Source organism: Jidongwangia harbinensis (assembly GCF_020216025.1).
GTDB classification, from domain to species: Bacteria; Actinomycetota; Actinomycetes; order Mycobacteriales; family Micromonosporaceae; genus Actinoplanes; species Actinoplanes harbinensis.
This window is the reverse complement of the sequence record NZ_JAIWNC010000061.1, coordinates 11,635-34,009: the sequence shown is the minus strand read 5'-3', so window position 1 is coordinate 34,009 and position 22,375 is coordinate 11,635. Positions and strand designations below refer to the sequence as shown.

Sequence of the window (22,375 nt, the reverse complement as noted above, 5' to 3'; positions counted from 1 at the left end):
GCGTGACCATCATGTCGAACGGCAACACCACCTGGCCCACGATCACCTGCCGCACGGGCTGACGTAGGCGTACCACCGCAAGACCGCACCGTGATGGCGCGGCGGCCCCGGCCGCCGCGCCATCCGCCGTCATGGCGGCCGGTCACCCAGCGGTCGGGCACGTTGCTGAGGGTGGCGGCCTCCTGAGTGGGCCCGGTCCGCACACCGGCCCCTGCCGCAGCGCGGGCAGCGACGCCATGCGCCCCGCCACGACTCGACAAGCCCTGCCCTCGTGCACACATGGGCGCGCCGCGAGACGCCCGTGTCATGGCGTGTGGAGGACGGGCTCACTCCGCACCGCAAACCGACACGCCCCCGTCACCCACGCCCACCGTGTGACGGCAAGGCGCACACCGCACCGCAAACCAACACGCGCGCCACCACCCCAAGCCCACCGTGTGACGGCAAGGCGCACACCGCACCGCAAGTCGACACGCGCGCCACCACCCGAAGCCCACCGCGCGTAGACGGCGTTCGGCTTGGCGAGGTGACCCGTCAGCCGACACGGATTGTGGCGAGAACCACCGATTGATTACTGCTGAAATGCCCCGTTATGTCCCCGGCCACGGTGGCGGCGGTTGGTTAACGTCGGGCGGCGTGCGAAAAGTTGATCACGTTTCGACGCCGCCGGAGTCCACGTGCGAGCCTGGCGCCTCGCGACGCCAAGTGGTGCGGGCGATCCCCGCCGCGGTGGCCGCGATGCTGCTCAGCGGGTCACAGGCGTCCGGGGCCGGCAAGCATCAGCCGCGCGTCATCGCCACACCGCGGACCGGCGGCACGCCCACACCCCGACCGGGACGGCCACGTGCCCCGGAGCCGGCTCCGCGACCGAAGCTCAGTCGTCCCGTGTTCACGCTGCGTCAGTACCGGGAGGCGGTGCCGGGTCCGGCGTTCCCGGCCGACGCGGTCGCCCTGACCATCGACGACGGGCCGCATCCGGTGTGGACGCCGAAGATCCTCCGGCTGCTGGAGCGCCATCACGTCCCGGCCACGTTCTTCATGATCGGCAATCAGGTGCTCGGGCACGAGGCGACGGCCCGGGACGTGGTGCGGGACGGGCACCAGGTCGCCAACCACACGTGGAGTCATCCGACGGCGTTCGCGCGCAAGTCGCGCACGCGGGTCCACCGGGAGATCGAACGCGCCCACGACAAGATCTACAGCACCACCACGCACACTCCGGCGCTGTTCCGTTCGCCCGGCGGCGACTGGTCGCCCGCGGTCCTGGGCGCGGCGGCCGAGGCGGGTATGGTGCCGCTGGACTGGACCAACGATCCGCGGGACTGGGCCCGCCCCGGGACCGCGGCCATCCGCCGGCGCCTCCTGGCCGCCCGGCCCGGGCACATCCTGTTGTGCCACGACGGCGGCGGGGACCGGTCGCAGACCTACGCGGCACTCAAGACCGTGGTGCCGGCGCTGGCCGCCCGCGGATACCGCTTCGTCGCCCTCAACGGCCGCAACTGACCCCGGCCGAGACCGCGGGTCCGGCGTGGACGGACCGGTCAGAACGACGGCGCCGCGTAGAGCAGACGGTTCGGTGAACCGGCACCGATGTTCGTCAGCGCGCCGGTGGTGGCGGCCGACAGCAGCGCGGCCTTCGCCTGGGCGAGCGTGGCGCCCGGGTTGGTCTGCAGGTAGCGGGCCACCCAGCCGGTGACGTGCGGCGCGGCCATCGACGTGCCCTGCCATCCGGCCGCCACCGCGGTGTCGCTGGCGATGCCGGCCGAGGTGATGTCGTGGCCGGGTGCGAACAGATCGATGCAGGTGCCGTAGTTCGACGACGACCAGCGGGCGTCCGTGCGGATGGTGGCGCCGACGGTGATGCCGCGGGTGGAGCGGGGCGCGTTGGAGCAGGCGTCGGAGTTGAAGTTGCCGCCGATGAAGACGGCCAGCACGCCGGTGCCGATGAGACGCTCGGCGGCCGTGTTCACCTCGGTGCCGTACCCCTGCAGGCTGAAGTTGGCGACCGAGTTGGCCGGGGCGTTGGCGGCGATCCAGTCCATGCCCTCGATCAGGTCGGCGTTGGTGCCGCCGTTGTCGCAGTTCAGCACCCGGACGGCGCGGATCCGGGCGGACTTCGCCACCCCGTAGCTGCTGCCCGCGATGGTGCCGGCGACGTGCGTACCGTGGCCGTGGCAGTCCTCGGCGCCGCGACCGTCGTCGACCGCGTTGTAGACGCCCTGGGCCCGGCCGCCGAAGTCGGTGTGGGTGGCTCGGATGCCCGAGTCGGCGACGAACACGGTCACGCCGGCGCCGGTGGTGTTGTACTCGAAGGCGTTGTTCAGCGGGAGCGCGCGCTGGTCGATCCGGTCCAGTCCCCAGGACGGCGGGTTGGGCTGAACGGTGCGGGCGTCCGGCTGGTCCTCGATCGCCTGGACGACGGCGTCGGCACGGACGTACGCCACGTTCGGGTTCGCCCGGACCCGGGTGAGGGCCTGCTCGGAGAGGGCGGCGGAGAAGCCGGTCAGCACCTTGCGGTAGCGGTACACCGAGTGGCCGCCCGCGTTCCGGGCCGTGACGACCGGGTCCTCACCGGCGCTGCTTCCGGGTTTCAGCACGACCAGGTAACTGCCGTTCGGTTTGCCGCCCTCGGCCGGCAACAGTGGCGCGAGCGTGACGGCCGGCGCCGCCACGACCGGACCGGCCGCGAGGGTGGTCGCGGTCAGCGCGGCGGCGACCACGGCGGCGGCACGGATGATTCGCACACTGCGTCCTGACATGACGTGTCCCTCCCCGGGGGAAAGCCGTTCGGCACGGCCTGATGCCGGGATCAATCAAAACACATCGATGACTGCGGGAGGGGGCGGTCAGGGCAGGAACTCGACGTACCCGCCGGTGCCGTGCACCCGGATCCGCTGCCCGTCGCGGATCAGGCGGGTGGCCGAAGGTACGCCCACCACGGCCGGCAGGCCGTCCTCCCGGGCGATCACCGCGCCGTGCGTCATCAGGCCGCCCACCTCGGTCACCAGCCCCGCGATTCCCACGAACAGGGGCGACCAGCTGGGGTCCGTGTACGCCGTGACCAGGATGTCGCCCGCCGCCAGGTCGGCGTCCGCCATGTCGAGCACGACCCGGGCCCGCCCCTCGACCGTTCCGGCGGAGACCGCCAGCCCGGTCAGGGCACCGGCCGGCACGTCGTCGCGGCGGTACGCCCCGGCCACCGCCTCGCCGTCCGAGGTCAGCACCCGCGGCGGGGTGAGCGCCTGGTACCACCGGAACTCCGCCCTGCGCCGCCGGATCAGCCGGTCGTCCACCCGATTCTCCCGGACGGCATCGTGGAGTTCGCCGAACATGAGGTAGAAGATGTCCTCCCGCTCGGACAGCACGCCGGCCCGCACGAGGCGGTCGGCCTCCGCCAGCAGAGCCTGCTTGTAGAGGAAGTAGCGGCTGACGATGTCGTACTTCGGGTACTCCCGGTAGCCGATGAAGGTCCGTACCCGGTCGATCATCCGCTTGGTCTCGGCGGCCTTGCGGTCCCCGTCCGGCAGCGCCCGCAGGGCGGACAGCACCTCCCGTTCCTTCTGCTCCGCCCGCTGCCGTCCCTGGGCGAAGCGCCGCCCGGCGGCGCCCGGCCCGAAGTTCCGGACGTTGTCGAGGATCGCGGGTACGAGCGTGCCGGGCCGCTCGCGCCATCGCGGCCGGGTGACGTCGATCTCGCCGGCGCAGCGCATGCCGTACCGGTCGAGGTAGGACTCGATGGCGTCACGCGCCTCGGCGCCGCCGGCCAGCTTCGGCAGTTCGTCCAGGAAGCCGTCGTCCCGGACGTCCCGCAGGAAGGCCACCACCTCCGGATGCGGGCGGATCGCGTCCGCGACGTCGAGCAACGCCAGTCCCATCTCCGAGGTGATGTTGCCGGGCGCGGACAGGGTGAGCGTGTCGGCCGCGTTTGTCTCCCCCAGCCACTCCCGCAGGTGGTCGTTGAGCCACCAGGTGGCCTCCATCCCGGCCATGATCGCCTGCATGCTCCGTGGATCGGCGAGGACCCGCTTGTGCTCCGCGAACGCGGCCAGCAGGAAGTCGAACAGCTCCGGGCCGGTCCTCGTCCGGAGGTCGCGCCGGAGCGTGGCGACGGACGCCTCGCTACGCTCGATCAGCTCGGTGACGACGGCCGGGTCGGTCGCGATCGGGGCGGGCGGTCCGCCGGCCGGCGGACCGCCGGGGCCCGCGTCCGGGAGCGTCGGCAGGAACCCGTCGCGGTCGAGCACGGTCTCCAGCGCGTCCCGGACCAGCGGGTCGCCCCGGCCCATGACGTCCAGGAGTGCGGCGCGGGCGGCCGGCGCGGCCAGGCGCGGGGCCACGTCGACGAACAGCCTTCCGCCGGCCGCGTGCATCGGCGCCAGCGCGGTGAGCTGCCACATGGAGAGCCCGAGGGGCTTCATCGGGTCGGTCATCATCTGCTGATGGCCGACCGAGACGTACACGTGGTTCGCCCGGTCGCCGGCCTCGGGCACCGGGAACAGCGTGGTGATCGGCCGGCTCTGCACGATGTGGAAGACGTTCCCGGCCAGGCACCACTCGATGTCCTGTGGGTGGCCGAAGTGGGCCTCGATCCGCCGCCCGAGCCGCACGAGCTCGACCACCTGCGCATCGATCAGCGCGGGCTGCTCCTGCCGGTCCGGGTCGAGCGCCACCCGGTGGGTACCGCCGGCCGGCCGGGCCCGCACCGCATGCGGCTTGGCGGCGACGGTGCGGGCGACGACCTCGCCGTCGCGCACCCGGAAGACGTCCGGATTCACCAGGCCGGAGACCAGCGCCTCACCGAGGCCGAAGCCGGCGTCCACGGTGGCGACCGTGCGGTTGCCGGTGACCGGGTCGGCGGTGAACAGGACGCCGGCCGCGTCCGCGGCGACCATCCGCTGGACCACCACGGCCATCTGGACCGTGCGGTGGTCGATGCCGTTCCGCCGGCGGTAGGTCACCGCCCGCTCGGTGAACAGCGACGCCCAGCACCGCCTGATGTGCGTTCCGATCGCGGCCGGCCCGATGACGTTCAGGTAGGTGTCCTGCTGGCCGGCGAAGGACGCGGTCGGCAGGTCCTCGGCGGTCGCGCTGGACCGGACCGCGTAGGCGGCGTCGCCGCCGAGTGCGGCGAGGGCGGCGGTGATCGACGCGGTGAGGTCGCCCGGCACGGTTAACCCTTCGAGGGTACGGCGGAGCTCCACGCTGAGCGTGCGGATCGCCGCCCGGTCGTCCGGGTCCACGCGGGACAGCTCGTCGAGCCGGTCGTCGATGGACGGCGCTTCCGCCAGCATCCGCCGGAACGCGCCCGTCGTGACGCAGAAGCCGGCCGGCACCCGGATGCCGTCGATCCGGGACAGCCCGCCCAGCTGCGCGCCCTTGCCGCCGACGACCGCGACCTGTGTCTCGTCGACGTCGCGGAGACCCACCACGTACTGCTCGATCATTTGCGTCTCCCCCGCGGATCGTGGCCTCGGCGGACGATTCTGCGCCGTGATCGGGGTCTTGCCGCAAGCCCCCCGGTGCGCTATACGTTAGGAGTGGCAGGGAGACGTCTCCCTGCCTTTGCTCTTTCTCCGCCTTCCTCAGCCCGCGACGACCTCGTAGGTCAGGTGCGTCGCGTTCGAGGTCACGGTCACGTTCCGCTGCGCCAGCGTGCGCGGCGCCCCACCGGTGAACAGCGGCGTCCCGCCGCCCAGCACGACCGGGGCCAGGTGCAGCGTCAGCGTGTCGACCAGCCCGGCCGCGAGCGCCGACCGGACCGTGGCGCCGCCGCCCATGAGCACGACGTCGAGGTCCGCACCGCGGTCCGCGGACGCCGCCTCGGCGCGCTTCCGCGCGGCGGCGACCGCGTCGGGCAGACCGGTGGTGACGAACGTCCAGTCCAGGTCGGCGCGACGGACCGACCGCGGCGGCGAGCTCGTCACGACGACGAACGCGGGCGTGCCGGCCTCCCCGGCGCCGTAGCCGGTCTCGTCGCTCCAGCCGTCCGGGCCGTCGACCACGTCGAAGAGCCGCCGGCCGAGGACGACGGCGCCGGACCGGGCGGTCGCCTCGCGCAGGATCCGGCGCTCGTCGGGGTCGTCCGAGAACGCCCAGGTGTGCAGGGCCTCGCCGCCGGTGCCCAGACCGTCCTGCGGGCCGGGACCGGGTCCGGTGACGAAGCCGTCGAGGGAGACCGAGATGTCAGCGATGATTCGGGTCATGCCGGAGTAGACCCGGTCCGGCGGCCGAACTCATCGGTTCCGCCGGTTCGCTGTCCGAGCTGGTCGCGGCGGCGGGTCAGGTACGCGGTCTCGGCGGTGTTGCCGGCCAGCGCGATGGCGCTGTCGTACGCCGACCGGGCCTCCTCGCCACGGCCCACGCGGCGCAGCAGGTCGGCGCGGGTGGCGTGGTAGGCGTGATAGCCGGCCAACGCGCCCCCGAGCCGGTCCACGGCGGCCAGGGCCACGTCCGGGCCGTCGAGTTCGCCGACCGCGATGGCCCGGTTGAGCGCCACGATCGGCGACGGGTCGAGCCGGACGAGCCGGTCGTAGAGCGCGACGACCTGCGACCAGTCGGTCTCCCGGACGTCGCGGGCGGAGGTGTGCACCGCGTTGATCGCGGCCAGGATCTGGTAACGGCCCGGCGCCTCCCCGGTCGCCAGCCGCTCGCGGACCAGCCGGTGTCCCTCGGCGATCAGGTCCGTGTCCCAGGCGCCACGGTCCTGCTCGGCGAGCGTGACCAGTTCGCCGCCCGCCGACACCCGGGCGCTCCGGCGCGCCTCGGTGAGGAGCATCAGCGCCAGCAGTCCGGCCACCTCGCCGTCCGCCGGCAGCAGGCCACGGATCAGCCGGGTGAGCCGGATCGCCTCGGCGGTCAGGTCGTGCCGTACCGGATCGGTGTCGGCGCCGGTCGCCAGATAGCCCTCGTTGAAAACCAGGAAGAGCACCGCGAGTACGCCGGACACGCGCGCCGGCAGGTCCTCCGCGGACGGCGCCCGGTACGGGATCCGGGCCGCCTTGATCTTGGCCTTCGCCCGGGTGATCCGCTGCCCCAGGGTGTTCTCCGGCACCAGGAAGGCCCGCGCGATCTCGGCCACGGTCAGGCCGGCGACCAGGCGCAGCGTCAGCGCCACCCGGGTCTGCGGCGCCAGCGCCGGATGACAGCAGGTGAAGATCAGCCGGAGCCGGTCGTCGTCGATGGCGCCGAGCGGCTCGGGCGGGTCGGCGTCGTACACCAGCAGAGCCTGCCGGTGCTTGTCCTGGCGCTTGCTCTCCCGCCGGATCCGGTCGATGGCCTTGCGGTTGGCGGTCGTGGTCAGCCAGGCAGCGGGGTTGGCGGGCACCCCGTCGGCGGGCCACCGCTCGACGGCCGTCGCGAACGCCTCGGCGGCCGCCTCCTCGGCGATGTCGAGGTCACCGAAGCGCCGGGTCAGGGCGGCGACCACCCGGGCCCATTCGGCGTGGTGGACCCGGGTGACCGCCTCCTCGACGTCGCTCACCGGAACGGCCGTACCTCGATCTTCCGGTCGCAGGCCTTGGACGCCTCGGTGGCGAGCTTGAGCGCCACGTCAAGGTCGGGGGCCTCCCACACCCAGAGGCCGGCGAGGTACTCCTTCGACTCCACGAACGGCCCGTCGCTGAACACCGCCTGCTCGCCCCGGTTGTCCACCACGGTGGCCGCGTCGGTGTCCGCGAGTCCGCCCGCGAAGACCCAGTGGCCCCCGGCGATCAGCCGTTCGTTGAACGCCCGGATCGCCGGTTCGCGGTCCGTGCTGCCGGGGTTGCTCTTGTCGTCGATCACCGAGACCAGGTACTGCATCTGACACCATCTCCTGCGGTTCGGGGCGCCCCGCGCGGGCGGCCGCTCACTGCTGCCACGAACGGCTCGGCCCGGATCCGACACGGCCTCCCGGATTCTTCCGGCAATGATTCTGACACCGCCGAATCCACCGCCGGACGGGATCGGTGGGGCTCCGGTGCTAACGTGCGCAGAGGCTCACCGTCAGTAACGGAGGCGTCATGATGCGTACGTCCGCGAACTGGTCCCGGAGCCTGCTGTCGGCCGCCGTCATCGCCGTCGTGGCACTGCCCGGTGCGCCCGCGGCGGCCGCCGCGAACCTGCCCGACCTGAGGGTGGCGTGGGACCCGGGCGCGGGCACGATCGGCCCTCCGGGCGCGGTGCCCGGCATGGTGGTGAACAACCGCGGGACGGCCGCGGCCACCGGCGTCACCGTGACCGTCGACCTGACCTCGGTCGACGACCGGGTGCGGATCGCGATAGCCGGCGAGAACCCGATCTGCGCCCTGGCCGGACGGGTCGTGACCTGCGACGTGGGTACGCTCGAGACGGACTCGGGCCGTCCGCTCATCCCGATGACGCTGACCCTCGCCGAAGGCGCCGCACCGGGTGACAACGGCGCCATGGTGGCGACCGTCGCCGGCGACCAGGCGGACCAGGATCCGGCGAGCGACACCGCCACGGCCCCGGTGCGGATCGTGACCGGGACCGAGCCCGAGCCGAGCCCGATCGCCCTGGTCGCCGACCTGAACACGGCCGCCCGCCGGGTCGGTCCGGGCCAGCGGCGACCGGTGTACGCCGCGGTGCGCAACGACGGCGACGCTCCGCTGACCGGGTTCCGCGTCTCGGTGCTGCTGCCGATCGGCGCGGCGCTGGTCGAGCGGTACCGCGACTGCGCGTACAGCAGCCAGTTCCCGGACGGCGGAGGGCGGGGCTACCGGTACTTCCCGACGCAGGTCGAGTGCCACCTGTCGCAGGCCCTCGCGCCCGGCGAGACCCTGCCGCTGTTCGACCCGGCCACCGGGACGGCACTGTTCCACGCGCGGTTCGGGCGCAACCTGTCCGGCCCGGACGAGTTGCCGGGCCTGTTCGTCGCCGTTCCGGAGCAGGATCCGCACCGGCCGGACAGCGGCGACGGGCCGTCGTTCGCCGAGGCCGTACGCCGGCTGCCGGTCCTCGCCGCCGGCGTCACGCCGGACGGCCGGCCGGACCTGCACGGCGACCAGGCCATGACGCCGTTCTCGGTCTTCACCCGGCCGAACCGGTTCGACATCACCCTGACCCGGCCCGAGTTCCACCCGGCGGGCCCGGGCTCGGTCGGGTTCCAGTTCCAGCTGGTCAACAACGGGCCGTCGGACAGCGGCCCGGTCGAGTACGTGGTCACCGCGCCGAGCGGGACCGTGCTGACGCAGGCCGGTGCGGAGGAGTGCCACACCCTGGGCCGGCCGGGCACGCTGCTGCCGGAGTCGGCCGCGCTGGTGTGCACCACGCCGGCCCCGTTCCCGACGGCGCGCGCCGGGACGGTACCGCACCTGCGGAACTTCGTGCTCGACATCAAGGCGACCCCGGGTGCCGGCGGCCGGATCGCGGTACGCGGCACCGGCGTGGGCTCCACGGAGTCGAGGTGGTCGAACAACGTCAGGCGACTCGTCCTGCCGTCCGCCGGGCGCCGTTGACACCTAGACTGCCAATGCCTAGGTTCTCTAGGTATGGATGTCAAAGGTCATCTCGATCTGTTGCTGCTGGCCGTGCTGGCCGATGCCGGGCCGGTGCACGGCTATGCCGTGATCACCGCGCTGCGCGAGCGCTCCGAGGGCGTCTTCGACGTGCCGGAGGGCACGGTCTACCCGGCACTGCACCGGTTGGAGCGGGCCGGGCTGGTGATCAGCCGGTGGGAGCAGGCGACGCCGCGACGGCGCCGCGTCTACGAACTGACCACTGACGGCCGGCATGCCCGGACGGCCAAACAGAGCGAGTGGCGCCGGTTCGTGACCGGCGTACAGGCCGTGATCGGGCCGGCCGCGACCCGGGCGACGGCATGACCGCCCCGACCGGCGACGGGCCGGTGGAGCAGTATCTCGACGAGATGTTCGACCGCCTGGCCGGCACCGGATCCGCCGGACGCCGGCTGCTGGCCGAGGCGGAGGGTCATCTGCTGACCGCCGCGGCGGACGGCCGCGCCCGGGGCCTGGACGCGGCGACCGCCGAGCGGGAGGCGATCGCCCGGTTCGGCACGGTGACCAGCGTCGTCCGGCACGTTCCGGCGCCCGCACGCGCCATCCGGGCGGCACTGCGCCCGCTGCTCACCGGCACCTGGCTCGCGGTCGGGCTGGTCCTGCTCTGGTGGGGCGGCAGCGGCGTGCTGACCTGGCTGCTCGGGTGGCCGTGGACCCGGCTCCTGATCGCCACCGACGGGTTCGGCGGCCGGCCCGACATGTGCGGCCGGCCCTGGGTGCCGCCGGATCCGGCGGCCGACTGCTTCACCCGGTACCGCGAGTATCTCCACCTCGTACCGCAGGGCGGCGACCGCGACACCTATCCGTGGGTGGCCGTCGGCGGCGCGCTCATCCTGGTGGCGTGGCTGCTCGTCCGGCGCACCACCGTGCTGGGGTCGGCGGCGTGGACACCGGCGCCGGTCGTGTTCGGGCTCGGCCTCGCGGTGCCGTTCGGTCTCGCCGCACCGGTACTGGCGTTCTACGGCATCTCCGGAGCCTTCCCGCAGGCGCAGAACTGGGCGCTCAGTCATCTCACGGCGGGCTTGCTCGCGGCCGTGATCGGCGTCGCCGCGGCCCGCCACGTCCGGGCGCGCCCGCGCAGGACATGACGACGGCCTGACGTCCTTCGGGCACCGCCCCGGTCTGGCATGCCGACGTGAGGAAACCGTGACGGCACGCGGACGCGGCCGCCGACAGTTGGTTCCGGCCGATCCGCTCGGCCGGGTTCCCGGCAGCGGGCACCACAACGGTCTCCCACGGCCGGCCGTAGCCGCGTGGGGGCGGAAGAGAGGAGAGATCCTTGATCGCAACAGGACGGAGTTCGCGCGGAACCGTCGCCCGGTTCACCGGTGCACTCCTGGCCGTGGCGGTGATCCTGGGGATGGCCGGATCACCCGCTTCGGCGACCAACTTCGGCTCGACGGGCACCCCCGGAACCGATGGCATCACCAACGGGGTGTGGTTCACCCCGGACCGCTTCTGGAACGTCGGGCTGATGAGCCTGGAACCCGACAGGAACCTGCCCGCGCTCCGGGCCTCGGTGGAGGACGACTACAACGTGACCGACCTGGACGCCTTCGCCATCACGGGTTCCTGCGCGGCCGCGTCGCACGACGCCTGTGTGTTCGATACGCCGTACGGGAGGAACGGGGTCAACGGCTGGAACGCCTGCGCGGGCACCGTCTCCGGGTCGCATCCGAACCAGACCTGTTCGCTGTCCTACGTCCGCCTGAACCAGACCTACACCTGGGACGTCAACAACCTGGCCTGTCACGAGCTGGGTCACGCGGTCGGACTGCGGCACTCCACCGAGACCAGCTCGTGCATGTTCGCCGCGGCCAGCCCGGCCACCATCACCACCACGCACGACCGTGGCCATCTCAACACCCGGTACTGACGACCGAGAGAACAGGAGGTTCTCCGCCATGATTTCCCGATCAGTCACCGCGAACCGCATTCTGGTAGCGGCTGTCACCCTGATGGCCGCCCTGACCCTGGTGGTGTCGTACGTCGTCAGCGAGCGCGCCGTCGCGACCGGGTCGGCGGCCCGCTCGGCCGACTCCTTCGCCATGCTGCGGCTGGAGGCTTCCGAGGCGGAGCACTACGACTCCCTTGCCGCGATGAAGCGTTCCGCCGACGCGATCGTCATGGGCCGCGTCGTCTCCTTCGGGGTGAGCCGCACGGTCCGGGGCGACCATCCCCTCGACGTCGTCGTGTACGGCAGTGCCGTCGTCGACGTGCGGCGCCAGGTCAGTGGGCGCGACCTTGGTGGATCCGTCGCGGTCGAGTTCCTGCTGCCGTACCAGCCGGCGGACGCCGCGAAGCAGGCGGCCGCGTTCAACGCCGAACTGCCGCGCGGCGAGGCGCTGATGTTCCTGCGGCACAAGGGCGGAGCGGAAGCCGGGCGGTACCGCCTGGTGAACTCCGCCGGCCTGTGGGCGGGCACCACCCGCGCCGCGGTGGACACCCCGCTCACCGACGAGGCCCCGGCCAGTTCCCTGACGGCCGGACTCGGCCCGGTGCGATCGGTCGACCAGCTCGCCGACCGGCTCGCCCGGGTCTGAATCCGCCGTTCCGCGATCGCACCCGGCCCGGGTGCGATCGCCGGCCGTGAAGGACCTGTGCCGTTCGCGTGAACCGCACCCGGCACCGTGTAGTCATGGTCACCGTCAAGGTTCTGGGGCACTTCGAGGTGCTGATCGGTGGCACCCCGGTCCCGAGCGCGGCCTGGCAGTCCCGCAAGGCCCGGGAACTGCTGCTGATACTCGTCGCCCGGCGCGGACGGGCGGTACCGCGGGAAGAACTGACTCACCTGTTGTGGCCCGACGACCCGTCCGCCCGCGCCGGCCATCGGCTGTCGAACCTGCTGTCGCTGGTGCGGGCGGTGCTCGGCGGCCCGGCGCCCGGCCGGCACCCCGGCGTCCTGCGGGCCGACCGCGACGCGGTGCGTCTCGACCCGGCCGAGACCGAGGTGGACGCGGACGTCTTCCTCACCGGTGTGGCCGCCGCCCGGGCACAGGCCGACCGGGGAGACCGAACCCGGGCGGTGCGCCTGCTGATGACGGTCGAGGACATGTACCGCGGCGATCCGTTCGACGACATGCCCTACGCCGGCTGGGCGCAACCGCTGCGGGAGGAGGCCCGGGCCGGCTACCTCGGCGGGGTACGCATGCTGGCCCGGCTCCTGCGCGCGGCCGGCGACGTCGATCACAGCGCTCACTACCTGTTGCGCCTGCTGGCGAAGGATCCCTACGACGAGGACGCGCACCGGTCGCTGGTGCGGGCGCTGGTGTGCGACGGCCGCCACGGCGAGGCACGCCGGGCGTTCACCCGGTACGCCGCCGCCATGCGGGAGATCGACGTGACGCCACCGGACGCCACGATGCTGATCCGCCCGGAATCCGATCCCGTGCCGTTCCGGCGGAACGCCACGGGATCGGATGGGACGGCTCAGGACAGGCCGGAGAGGTACCAGTAGCCGGTGGTCTGCGCCGCCGGGATGTCCGGGCCGACCGCACCCTTGTTCCAGAAGTAGTCGTTCAGGTTGACCGCGCCACCCGGGCCGATCGCGCCCATGCTGGCCCATACGACGTCGTCGGGCTGGTCGTCGATGGACGCCTGGGCCCAGGCCGAGCGGACCGGCATCGGCTTGTTCCACCACAGGAACGGCGAGCGCAGCAGGTAGTTCGCGTAGATGCCGCCGTGCACCGCGCTGTGGTACGAGACGGTGTGGAAGCTGTTGATCTGGTGCAGGCCGTCGAACGCCGGGCCCCAGCGCTGCCACCAGCTCTTGCCGCCGGAGGTCTGCTCCAGGATCAGGCAGGTGAACAGGCTCATCCATTCCACGTCACCGTTGCCCCAGCGGGCGTCGGTGTGCGCCAGGAAGGTGTCGTCGTTGCTGCTGCAGCCGGAGAAGCTGAAGCCGGTCGGCGCGCCGTGCCCCTGCCAGTACGTCATGTCGACGTGGTCGGTCCAGTCGCTGTCGTCGCCGCCCTTCGACGGGTCCTTGAAGTCCTGCTCCCAGGCGTTCTGGTTGAGCCAGCTGAATTCCACCGGGATGCCCCGGCCGGAGAACTCGTTGTTGAACGTCGCCAGGTTGGCGCCGGTGTGCGGCAGGCCGGAACACGGTCCGGTGCCCTCGCTGCCGACGTCGGCGCGGCCGTACGCCCGGGCCAGCGCGCCGGGGGTCTCCTGCGGGCGGTTCTGCGGTGCCGGTGGCGCCTCCGGCAGCGTCGCGTTCACCGCTGCCGGGACGAACACCACCTGGGCCGCGCTGCCGTCGGCCAGCACGCCGGTGCAGCGGAAGCTCGGCGCCAGGGTGGCCACCTTGGCGGCCAGCGCCGGCGCCCAGTAGGCCGGCTGTGCGGTGCGGACCTGGACGGCCGCGCCGAACGCGACGGCGCACCGGCGCAGCGCGGCCGCCGGGTCCAGCACCTCGACGGCGCCGGTCGGCACGAGGGTACGGGTGCTCAGCGACAGACCGGTGACGGCGCCCTTCGCGTTGTACGCCACCCGGACCTTGGCGCCCGGTCCCTGCAGCGGCAACCCGTTGAGCGTGAACGAGTACGAGACCGTGGTGTCGAGCTTCGCGCCGGTGGTCGTCCGGCCGCGCTTGTCCACCGTGGTCAGCGTGGTGTGCCCGGTGGTGGCGCGGCCGGCCACCGCGATCTTCGCGGTCCGCAGCGCGCGGGCGGTCCGGTCCAGTGCGGACTTGGCGGCGAGCGGGCGCAGCCGCTTCAGCGCGGCGGTGTTCAGCACGGCGGCGGTGGTGGCGTTGCCGTCCTCGTCCCGGCCGCGCTTGCCGGCCTTGGTCGGCACGGCGAGGAACTGCTTCTCGTCGGCGAACCGCACGCTCCCGTCGGCGGCGAGGATCCGCTGCTGCTTGATCCCGAGTGCCTTGGCGAGCGTGGTCGCCTGCTCGGCGGTGAGCCCCGCGGAGCGCACCGCGTACACCGGCAGCGTGGGCGACTCGACGGCGGCCGCCGCGGGCGGCGCGGCCAGCGCGAGCGGGCCGGTCACGGCGGCCACCCCCAGCGCGGCGAGGCCCACCCGGAGCGGTCGTCTGTCTTGTGTGGCCGATGGCATGCTTCCCCCGTTCAGATGCGGACGGCACCGGTCGGCGCCACGGCAAATTATGGGGAAAAGTGCTGCCGAAAGGCGCGAATCGCCCAACGGACCGGCGCCACTGACCGATAGCGGACAGTTACGCCGGTCCGACCTTTCGGCCATCCGGCCGCGGCGGGTCCCGCGCCCGCGTCATCCGATCGTCGCGGCGGCGCCGACACAGACGAAGCCGGCCGCGGCCGCCGCACCCGCGGTGTCCTCACCGGTGAACCGTTTCTGCACCTCGGCCAGGGCCTGCGGGGCCTGGCGCCCGGCCAGCAGCAGCTCGTGGAAGGCGACCATCATCGGCGCCGTCTCCACGTCGGGCACCGGCACCACCGAGGCGATCACCTGCCGGGCGCCCCGGGACAGCAGGGTGGCGCTGATGCCCAGCAGCTCGTCGCCCGCCCGGACCACCGTGCGCCCGCTGTCACAGGCGGCCAGGATGACCATCCGGGGCATCCGGTCGAGGCGCTCGATGTCGTACACGGTGAGCGGCCCGTCGGCGAGCATCAACGAGGAGAACAGCGGATTCTGCGGCTGCACCCGGCCGTGCGCGGCGATGTGCGCCAGCCCGGCGCCGTTCATCGCCCGGGTCACCGCGCCGACCGTGGCGGCCTCGTCGACCAGGGCGGCGGTCCGGTGCAGGGCGCCCACGGTCTCGGCCTCGATCACGGCGCCGGGCAGCCCGAAACCGACCGCCACCCGGCGCGGCATCGGTTCCGCCGACGCCGCGGCGGCCTGGTGCCACAGGGTCGCCGAGGGCGCCACCGTCACTGGCCGGCCCACGCAGGACGGCAGCACCGACCACGGCAACGACTGCAGCGCCCCGGTCGGAATGACCACCAGAGGCCGGTCGCCCGCCTCGGCCGCCGTGGCGCCGAGGACCAGCTCGTCGAGGGCCGTCGCCGACCGGCGCAGCAGGGCCGAGGCGGCGGAGCGGCTGGCGTGGCTCGCCGCCGGGTGACCGAGCCGGCGCAGGGTGAACGTGACCCGGTCGACCAGCTCCCGGACGGCGTCGACCGGGCCGATCCGGTGCAGCCGGACCCGGCCGCCGACGACGCTGAGCACGTGCAGCGTGCCGTCGTGGATGACGAACTCCAGCAGGGCGGCGTCGCCCAGGTCGCGGGCCAGTTCGCTCAGCCGGACCGGGTCGACCGGGTTGCCGTCGATCCCCTTGCGCTGCAACCGGCTGTGATCGCGGATCCGTCTTTCCAGGCTCACCTGCCGCTGGACCAGGCGGGTGACGCTGCTCCCGGCCTTGCCGCCGGCGATGATCTGGGCCACGGTGACGCGCAGTTCGGCCAGCAGGTCGGCAAGCACCGGGTCGTCGGTGGGCCGGGCGGGACGCAGCAGCAGGTGGCTCGCCCGGCCCCGCTCGGCCCAGGCGAAGATCTGGCCCGGCCGGCCATCGGTGAGGGCGATGCGCAGACCGAGATCGACCAGCTCGACGCGGTGCCCGGAGGCGTGGGCGCGCAGGTCGGTGGCGCCCAGGGTGGCCCGGTGCTCGTCCAGGATGCGCAACCCGGCCCGGACCGCCGTGGTCGCGCCGCGCTTGTTGCCGGTGGCGAGGCGCAACTGGGCCTGGGCGTACCAGCCGCGGGCGCGCAGGGTGGCCGGGCCGCGGCGCCGCGCCCGTCCGGCCAGTTCCAGGTGATCCAGCGCGCGCCTGATCTGGCCCCGGTCGAAGGCGAGACGCGCGGCGAGCAGCCGGGCCTCGAGAGCGGCGGCCGGCCAACCGGCCTCGACCAGCGGCCCGATGCACCGTTCCACCTGGCCGACCCGCACCCGGTGCCGGTCCGGCGTGGCCGCCCGGGCGGTCAGCACCATCAGCCGGGCCAGGATGGACCACTGTGGCCGCTGCTGGCGGGCGAACTCCCGCTCGGCCCGCTCGGCCTGCAGCAGCGTGGTGGCCACGTCGCCCTCCACGGTGGCCGCCCGGGCCAGCAGCAGCCGCACCTCCGGTACGGCGATGCTGCGGCGCTCCGCCTCGAACGCCGCGACCGCCTGTTCCGCGGCCTCCCGGGCCTCGGCCGCCAGCCGCACCGAGAGCAGCAACTCGCTGCGGTCGACCAGCAGCGGTCCAGCCTTGGACCGCAGCGAACCGAGGCGCTGCTCGGCCAGGTGCAGGTAGTTCAACGCGGCCGGCACATCGCCGCGCAGGGCGCTGACCTGGCCGAGGTTCTGCTGGACGAAGGCGGACCACAGGCCGAGGTCCAGGCTCCGGCTCAGCTGCTCGGCCTCGCGCAGGTCGGTCTCGGCCACCGCGAACTCCTGCCGATGCGCGTGCAGCAGGCCCCGGTTGGACAGCACTCGCAGCATCCACAGCTCGTCGCCGGCCTTGCGCAGGACCGGCAGTGCCCGCTGATAGCTGGACAGCGCCTCGTCGAACCGTCCCAGCTGGTGCATGATCGCGCCGCGCTGGGCCTCGGCGCGGGCCCGGGGCACGCCGTCCAGGTCCCGGATGGCGGTGTCGATCTCGGCCGAGGCGGTCCGGGAGCGGCCCCGCCGGTTGAGCACGAAGGCCAGCGTCATCCGGGCCTCGGCGGCCAGCAGCGGCGAGTTGGCGCGCCGGCCGTGCCGGATGGCGCCGCGCAGGTGGCTCAGCGCGACGTCGAGGTCCTCGACGTGCATCGCGGCCAGCCCCAGCGCGCGTTGCGCGACGGCCGCGGCGGCGTGGTCGTGCGCGGCGCGGGCCCGGGCCAGGACGGCCGCAGCCTGAGCGGCGGCGCGGCGCGGATCCGAGTCCGCGAGCCGAAGCGCCTCCCGAGCGTCCAGAATGGTCGTTTCATCCATTAATGCGAGGTCGATCGCAGTGCGTCAATTCGGAACGACATCAGGTGTATCTCTGGCGGTGCGGGCGTCTCCGTACATAGCGAGCGTACCGGCATGGGGTGACCCGGAGAGGGTTGATTAGATGGCAGGGAACAAGCGGCAGGATACCGCCCACCGCGACGACGAGATCATCGTCGCCGCGGGCGATCTCCCCGTGGTGGTGTCCGCCCTGCGCGGCCTGGGCATCACCATCGGCGGCACCGACAAGATCCGCCGCCTCGGGCTGGTCAAACTGGAGCTGCCGAAGCTGCCGATCGAGATCCTGCCGACCCGCCGCAACGTCTATCTGACCAGGCACGCCGAGTCGGTGGCCGGCACCGCACGGCCGGCTGGCACGCAGCCGGAGCCGATCTCCGATCTGGAACTGCTGATGTTCCGCCTGCGCTTCGACTTCGCCTACCGGTATGCCGGATACATCCCGACGATGGGCAAGAACCGCATCATCAACAACACCGAGGCGGTCGGTGAGATCGGCGGCAGTGGCGGAGAAATCGGCGGCGGCGGCGAGATCGGTGGCGGGGGCGGCGAGATCGGCGGCGGCGGTGGCGAGATCGGGGGTGGCGGTGGCGAGATCGGCGGCGGCGGCCTGACCGTGCTCGCGGCCGGCGACGGTTCCCCGCTGATCGGGTCCGGCGACGCGGGAGCCGGGGTGCGGATCTGCGTCATGGACACGGTGATCTACCACCATCGCGAGTTCGCCAAGCTCCGGCACAAGGGCTTCGCGGTCAAGACCGACCGGTACCCACGGGGGCTGATGACCGGGCACGGCACGTTCGGCGCCGGGCTCATCCTGCGGCGGGCCCCGGGCGCCGAGATCGTCAGCGTGCCGGTGCTGGACGCGGACGGCCAGGCCGATGTCTGGGCGGCCGCGCAGAAGATCGCCGCGTTCCTGGCCGACGACGACCGCAGCGACCGGCCGGTCGGCATCGTGCACATGCCGTGGGCCGCCTACACCACCGACGGCCGGGCGCCCCTGGTGCTCGCGGCCGCGATGCAGCAGCTGGCCCGCCCGGGCCGCGCACTCGTCGCGTCGGCCGGCAACCACGGCAACTCCAGCAGGCCGGAACTGCTGCGCAACGCCGCCGCCTACCCGGCCGCCCGGCACGAGGTGACCGCGGTCGGTGCGGAAGGGCCGCTGGGCGAACTCGCCGGGTTCAGTCCCAAGCCGGGCAGCTCACCATGGCTGGACATCGCCCGGCCCGGGGTGCGGGTGCGCAGCACCTATCTCGACAACCGCTACGCCAGGTGGAGCGGCACCTCGTTCGCGGCCGCCCGCTTCGTGGGCGAACTGGCCGCCCGGGCCGGCGGCGGCGACCCGGGTGCCCTCGCCCGCCGGCTGGCCGCCAAGTGGCGCCGCCGGTACGGCCGGATCTACTCCTAGGACTCATCGGTGCGCGGAGGTGTGTGGTGCGCGACGATCCCGAGGTCATCGCCATGGTCACGGCGGCGCGGGACGGTGACGTCCAGGCCTGGAACAGGCTGGTCGACCGGTACGCGCCCCTGGTGTGGTCGATCTGCAAGGGCTACCGCCTCTCCCCCTCGGACGCCGAGGACGTCGGCCAGAACGTCTGGTTGCGCCTGGTCGAGCAGCTGCCCCGAATCCGCGTACCGGCGGCGCTGGCGGGGTGGCTCATGACCACCACGCGCCGCGAGTGTCTCCGGGTGCTGCGGGTCACGCAGCGGGTCACGCCGGCCGACACGGTCGCCGAGCGGGCCGACGAGGTCACCGTGCAGCACGACATCGACGAGGCGATCCTCGCGTACGAGCGCAAAGTCGCGCTGCGCGAGGCGTTCGCCCAGTTGTCGCCGCGGTGCCAGCACATGCTGTCGTTACTGATGCAGGATCCACCGGTGCCGTACGGCGTGATCAGCGTCAGACTGGGGATGCCCCAGGGCAGCGTCGGGCCGATCCGGGCCCGGTGCCTGGAACGGCTGCGGAACTGTCCCGCACTGGTGGCCCTGATCGAGGCCGGAGCTGACAACACGGGAGGCGGTGGCACCGGTGACCGGTGACTGGGCTGACGACGAGCGACTGTTCGCGGCGCTGAAAGAGGCGTTGCGCAGCGCCGAGGAGGTGCCGCCCCGATTCGTCGAGGCCGGCAAGGCGGCATACGCCTGGTACAACATCGACGCGGAACTGGCGGACCTGACCTACGACTCGTCGTTGGCCGGGCCCGAGCCGGTCGGCGCGATGCGGGCCGCCCAGGACGCGTCCCTGCGGGCACTCACCTACGCGACGACCGAACTCACCATCGAGATCGAGATCACCGACGACGCCGTGCTGGGCCAGGTCCTGCCGCCCCAGCCGGGCACCGCGTCGGCCCAGGTGTCGGGCGAGTCGGCGGTGGCCACCACCCAGGTGGACGAGATGGGCTTCTTCGCCATCCGCCCGGTGCCGGCCACCGCCTTCCGCTTGCGGTGCGTGACGACGTCCGGGTTGGACATCATGACCGGGCTCATCGCCCCGTAACGCGTCAGACCGTGGCCGGCCGGGTGGCGGCCCACCAGCCCACGGTGAACACGCCGGCACCGCGGGCGGCGTCCAGTGCCCGCTTGCCGCGCTGGAAGACGTCGCCCGACGGGCCGCTGTAGGTCAGCCACGCCTCCCGGTCCTCCGGCGGCGTGCTGCCCCAGCACGGCTCGCCGGGGAACGCGTCCACGGCGTGGGTGACCCGCAGGCCGGCCGCGCGCATCAGCTCGGCGTACCCCTCCAGGGTGCCCAGCCCACCGGGGGCCAGCCGGATGTGCTCGCAGACCGGGTCGATGAAGGCCCGGATCTGCTCCTCGCTCTGATGCTCGCCGAACGGCCGCTGCAGCCAGTCCAGCCCGACCAGCCGGCCGCCCGGCTTCAGTGTCCGGGCCGCGGCCCGGAAGAAGGCCGCCTTGTCCGGCAGGTGGCAGACCGACTCGAAGAACGTGACCGCGTCGAAGCTGGCGTCGGGCCACAGCGCCAGGTCCCGGTAGTCCAGGTCGCCGATGGTCGCGAACCGGGCCAGGTTCCGCAGTCCCCGGTCCGCGGCGTGCCGGCGGGCGCGCTGACTGAGCGACTCGCTGTTGGAGACACCGACGAACGTCGCTCCGGTCATCTCCGCCATGTTCACGGTGGCGCCGCCGGGACCGGAGCCGAAGTCCAGGACGTGGTCGCCGGGCCCCACCCCGGCGATCGTCATCAGCTGCCGTTCCATCCGGACCGCCGCCTCGAGCGGGGACACGCCGTCCCGGTCGGCGGCCAGGTCGCCGTGGTGCCAGACCTCCTCCATCAGCGCGGTGTAGGCCTCGCCGGCCCCCTCACCGCCGACCGCGGCGTCGTCGTAGAACCGGCGGACTAGCGTCTCGTGGGGAGTCTCGGTGCTGGTCATACTGCCTTCCCTGACGTGGCGGTGGCCGGTGCGGCCCGGGGGCGGCACGCCCCGCGCCGACCATCATGCCGGGATATCGCCCGGCGTCGAGGTGATCGCGGTAACTGTCCGCCGAGGACGGTCGGATGAGATGATCCACCCGATGCGTGGACCGGAACGCGCGTCAAGCCCCGGTGCCGAGGAGTGATGAGCGTGGCCAAAGACCTGGCGGAGGCTCTGCCACCGTACCGAACCAAGGTCGTCGAGCCGATCCCCTTCCTCAGCGCCCAGGAGCGCCGCCGGGCGATGGACGACGCCGGCTTCAACCCGTTCGGCCTGCGCGCCGACCAGGTGACGATCGACCTGCTGTCCGACTCGGGCACCGGGGCCACCTCGGCCGAGCAGGAGGCCGCCGCCGCGCGCAGCGACGAGTCGTACGCCGGCGCCCGGTCCTGGTTCCGCTTCCGCGACGAGGTGGCCGACCTGACCGGCTACCCGCACATCCTCCCGGTGCACCAGGGCCGCGCCGGTGAGCGGATCGTGTTCGGCACCCTGCTCAAGCCCGGTCAGATCTGCGTCTCGAACACCCACTTCGACACCACCCACGCCAACGTCGAACTCGCCGGCGCACAGGCGGTGGACCTGCCCTGTCCGGAGGCGCTGGATCTGGACGAGCCGGCACCGTTCAAGGGCAACATCGACCTGGAGCGGCTGGCGGAGGTCCTCGCCGGCCCGGACGGGCACCGCGTCGGCCTGGTGCTGATGACCATCACCAACAACGGTCTCGGCGCCCAGCCGGTGTCCATGGCCAACCTGCGCGCCGCCGCCGAGCTGGCCCGGCGGCACGGCGTGCCGTTCTTCCTCGACGCCGCCCGCTTCGCCGAGAACGCCTGGCTGATCACCCAGCGCGAGCCCGACCATCACGGCCGGAGTCCCCGCGACGTCGCGACCGAGGCGTTCGGGCTCGCGGACGGGTGCATCGCCAGCCTGAAGAAGGACGGCCTGGCGTCGATCGGCGCCTTCATCGGCCTGCGCGACGCCGAACTGCACGCCAGGTGCGAGGCCAACCTCATCGCCACCGAGGGCTTCTCCACCTACGGCGGGCTGGCCGGCCACGACCTGGAACGCCTCGCGCAGGGCCTGCGTGAGGTGGTCGAGCCGGCGTACCTGCGGTCGCGTGCCGCGTCCACCGCCCGGCTCGCCGCGATGATCAACGACGCCGGTGTGGACACCGTCCAGCCGGCCGGCATCCACGCGCTCTACCTCAACGCCGGGCGGCTCCTGCCGCACCTGCAACCGCACCAGTTCCCCGGCCACGCGCTCGGCTGCCAGCTCTACCTGGACGGCGGCATCCGCTGCGCCGAGGTCGGCTCGCTGTACCTGGGCACCCTGGACGACCAGTTCCGGGTCGTCCGGCCCGCGCCGTTCGAGCTGGTCCGGCTCGCGATTCCCCGGCGGGTCTACACCGACGACCACTTCCGGTACGTGGCCGCGGTGATCAGCGACATCGCGAAGCGCGCCGCGGAGGTGCCGGGCTACCGCATCGTCTCGGCGCCGGCGATCCTGCGCCCGTTCAAGGTCCGGATGGCACCGGTCGAGTAGCCG

19 protein-coding genes are annotated in these 22,375 nt (G+C 73.0%); 11 read left to right on the top strand and 8 right to left on the bottom strand.

The window, feature by feature from the left end:
* Positions 1-885 precede the first annotated feature (885 nt).
* Positions 886-1,503: a polysaccharide deacetylase family protein gene (locus LDL48_RS41380; protein ID WP_225260668.1), complete on the top strand. Its 618-nt coding sequence runs from the start codon at positions 886-888 to the stop codon at positions 1,501-1,503.
* A gap of 38 nt (positions 1,504-1,541) precedes the next feature.
* Here LDL48_RS41380 and LDL48_RS41375 read toward each other — a convergent pair whose 3' ends face one another.
* The 5 genes from LDL48_RS41375 to LDL48_RS41355 all read right to left on the bottom strand — a co-directional run bounded on the left by LDL48_RS41375 (position 1,542) and on the right by LDL48_RS41355 (position 7,800).
* On the bottom strand, positions 1,542-2,744 hold the full coding sequence (locus LDL48_RS41375) for a S8 family peptidase (RefSeq protein ID WP_225260667.1): 1,203 nt from the start codon (positions 2,742-2,744) through the stop codon (positions 1,542-1,544).
* Positions 2,745-2,846: 102 nt separating this feature from the next.
* Positions 2,847-5,444, bottom strand: a complete 2,598-nt coding sequence (gene rph, locus LDL48_RS41370; RefSeq protein ID WP_225260666.1) for a rifamycin-inactivating phosphotransferase — start codon at positions 5,442-5,444, stop codon at positions 2,847-2,849.
* 138 nt (positions 5,445-5,582) lie between these two features.
* A complete protein-coding gene (locus LDL48_RS41365; RefSeq protein ID WP_225260665.1) occupies positions 5,583-6,203 on the bottom strand; it encodes a dihydrofolate reductase family protein in 621 nt (206 codons plus the stop codon).
* Complete coding sequence (locus LDL48_RS41360) at positions 6,200-7,480, bottom strand: RNA polymerase sigma factor (RefSeq protein ID WP_225260664.1); 1,281 nt, start codon at positions 7,478-7,480, stop codon at positions 6,200-6,202. Before LDL48_RS41360 ends, LDL48_RS41365 begins: the two co-directional genes overlap by 4 nt.
* Positions 7,477-7,800, bottom strand: a complete 324-nt coding sequence (locus LDL48_RS41355; protein WP_225260663.1) for a YciI family protein — start codon at positions 7,798-7,800, stop codon at positions 7,477-7,479. The genes LDL48_RS41360 and LDL48_RS41355 overlap by 4 nt, the downstream gene beginning before the upstream one ends.
* A 200-nt stretch (positions 7,801-8,000) precedes the next feature.
* Between LDL48_RS41355 and LDL48_RS41350 the strand changes: the two genes are divergently transcribed.
* The 6 genes from LDL48_RS41350 to LDL48_RS41325 all read left to right on the top strand — a co-directional run bounded on the left by LDL48_RS41350 (position 8,001) and on the right by LDL48_RS41325 (position 12,972).
* Complete coding sequence (locus tag LDL48_RS41350; protein WP_225260662.1) at positions 8,001-9,455, top strand: COG1361 family protein; 1,455 nt, start codon at positions 8,001-8,003, stop codon at positions 9,453-9,455.
* Positions 9,456-9,488: 33 nt separating this feature from the next.
* Positions 9,489-9,821: a helix-turn-helix transcriptional regulator gene (locus LDL48_RS41345; RefSeq protein ID WP_225260661.1), complete on the top strand. Its 333-nt coding sequence runs from the start codon at positions 9,489-9,491 to the stop codon at positions 9,819-9,821.
* Positions 9,818-10,603, top strand: a complete 786-nt coding sequence (locus LDL48_RS41340) for a permease prefix domain 1-containing protein (RefSeq protein WP_225260660.1) — start codon at positions 9,818-9,820, stop codon at positions 10,601-10,603. The genes LDL48_RS41345 and LDL48_RS41340 overlap by 4 nt, the downstream gene beginning before the upstream one ends.
* Before the next feature lie 191 nt (positions 10,604-10,794).
* On the top strand, positions 10,795-11,391 hold the full coding sequence (locus LDL48_RS41335) for a M57 family metalloprotease (RefSeq protein WP_225260659.1): 597 nt from the start codon (positions 10,795-10,797) through the stop codon (positions 11,389-11,391).
* A gap of 28 nt (positions 11,392-11,419) precedes the next feature.
* A complete protein-coding gene (locus LDL48_RS41330; RefSeq protein WP_225260658.1) occupies positions 11,420-12,058 on the top strand; it encodes a hypothetical protein in 639 nt (212 codons plus the stop codon).
* Positions 12,059-12,153: 95 nt separating this feature from the next.
* Positions 12,154-12,972: an AfsR/SARP family transcriptional regulator gene (locus LDL48_RS41325; RefSeq protein WP_225260657.1), complete on the top strand. Its 819-nt coding sequence runs from the start codon at positions 12,154-12,156 to the stop codon at positions 12,970-12,972.
* On the opposite strand, the gene LDL48_RS41320 is transcribed toward LDL48_RS41325, so the two are convergent.
* The gene (locus LDL48_RS41320) at positions 12,945-14,513 is read right to left on the bottom strand and encodes a DUF6345 domain-containing protein (RefSeq protein WP_225260656.1); all 1,569 of its coding nucleotides are present in this window, start codon (positions 14,511-14,513) and stop codon (positions 12,945-12,947) included. The two genes, LDL48_RS41325 and LDL48_RS41320, sit on opposite strands and share 28 nt — an antisense overlap.
* 237 nt (positions 14,514-14,750) lie before the next feature.
* Positions 14,751-17,393 carry a CHAT domain-containing protein gene (locus LDL48_RS41315; RefSeq protein ID WP_225260655.1) on the bottom strand — a complete coding sequence of 881 codons (2,643 nt, stop codon included), beginning with the start codon at positions 17,391-17,393 and terminating at the stop codon, positions 14,751-14,753.
* 121 nt (positions 17,394-17,514) lie between these two features.
* Between LDL48_RS41315 and LDL48_RS41310 the strand changes: the two genes are divergently transcribed.
* The 3 genes from LDL48_RS41310 to LDL48_RS41300 are packed head-to-tail and all read left to right on the top strand — an operon-like array spanning position 17,515 to position 19,902.
* Positions 17,515-18,813 carry a S8 family peptidase gene (locus LDL48_RS41310; RefSeq protein WP_225260654.1) on the top strand — a complete coding sequence of 433 codons (1,299 nt, stop codon included), beginning with the start codon at positions 17,515-17,517 and terminating at the stop codon, positions 18,811-18,813.
* 26 nt (positions 18,814-18,839) lie between these two features.
* Positions 18,840-19,445 (top strand): RNA polymerase sigma factor, encoded by a 606-nt coding sequence (locus LDL48_RS41305; RefSeq protein ID WP_225260653.1) that lies wholly within the window; start codon positions 18,840-18,842, stop codon positions 19,443-19,445.
* A complete protein-coding gene (locus LDL48_RS41300; RefSeq protein ID WP_225260652.1) occupies positions 19,435-19,902 on the top strand; it encodes a hypothetical protein in 468 nt (155 codons plus the stop codon). The genes LDL48_RS41305 and LDL48_RS41300 overlap by 11 nt, the downstream gene beginning before the upstream one ends.
* Before the next feature lie 4 nt (positions 19,903-19,906).
* On the opposite strand, the gene LDL48_RS41295 is transcribed toward LDL48_RS41300, so the two are convergent.
* Positions 19,907-20,791, bottom strand: a complete 885-nt coding sequence (locus tag LDL48_RS41295) for an SAM-dependent methyltransferase (RefSeq protein WP_225260651.1) — start codon at positions 20,789-20,791, stop codon at positions 19,907-19,909.
* 192 nt (positions 20,792-20,983) lie between these two features.
* Between LDL48_RS41295 and LDL48_RS41290 the strand changes: the two genes are divergently transcribed.
* The gene (locus LDL48_RS41290; RefSeq protein WP_225260650.1) at positions 20,984-22,372 is read left to right on the top strand and encodes a tryptophanase; all 1,389 of its coding nucleotides are present in this window, start codon (positions 20,984-20,986) and stop codon (positions 22,370-22,372) included.
* The last annotated feature ends 3 nt before the right edge of the window (positions 22,373-22,375 follow it).

Excerpts from the sequence above, each read along its gene's own strand:
- rph (WP_225260666.1), bottom strand. The coding sequence starts at position 5,444 with ATGATCGAGCAGTACGTGGTGGGTCTCCGCGACGTCGACGAGACACAG.
- LDL48_RS41365 (WP_225260665.1), bottom strand. The coding sequence starts at position 6,203 with ATGACCCGAATCATCGCTGACATCTCGGTCTCCCTCGACGGCTTCGTC.
- LDL48_RS41355 (WP_225260663.1), bottom strand. The coding sequence starts at position 7,800 with ATGCAGTACCTGGTCTCGGTGATCGACGACAAGAGCAACCCCGGCAGC.
- LDL48_RS41350 (WP_225260662.1), top strand. The coding sequence starts at position 8,001 with ATGATGCGTACGTCCGCGAACTGGTCCCGGAGCCTGCTGTCGGCCGCC.
- LDL48_RS41345 (WP_225260661.1), top strand. The coding sequence starts at position 9,489 with ATGGATGTCAAAGGTCATCTCGATCTGTTGCTGCTGGCCGTGCTGGCC.
- LDL48_RS41340 (WP_225260660.1), top strand. The coding sequence starts at position 9,818 with ATGACCGCCCCGACCGGCGACGGGCCGGTGGAGCAGTATCTCGACGAG.
- LDL48_RS41330 (WP_225260658.1), top strand. The coding sequence starts at position 11,420 with ATGATTTCCCGATCAGTCACCGCGAACCGCATTCTGGTAGCGGCTGTC.
- LDL48_RS41325 (WP_225260657.1), top strand. The coding sequence starts at position 12,154 with ATGGTCACCGTCAAGGTTCTGGGGCACTTCGAGGTGCTGATCGGTGGC.
- LDL48_RS41315 (WP_225260655.1), bottom strand. The coding sequence starts at position 17,393 with ATGGATGAAACGACCATTCTGGACGCTCGGGAGGCGCTTCGGCTCGCG.
- LDL48_RS41310 (WP_225260654.1), top strand. The coding sequence starts at position 17,515 with ATGGCAGGGAACAAGCGGCAGGATACCGCCCACCGCGACGACGAGATC.
- LDL48_RS41295 (WP_225260651.1), bottom strand. The coding sequence starts at position 20,791 with ATGACCAGCACCGAGACTCCCCACGAGACGCTAGTCCGCCGGTTCTAC.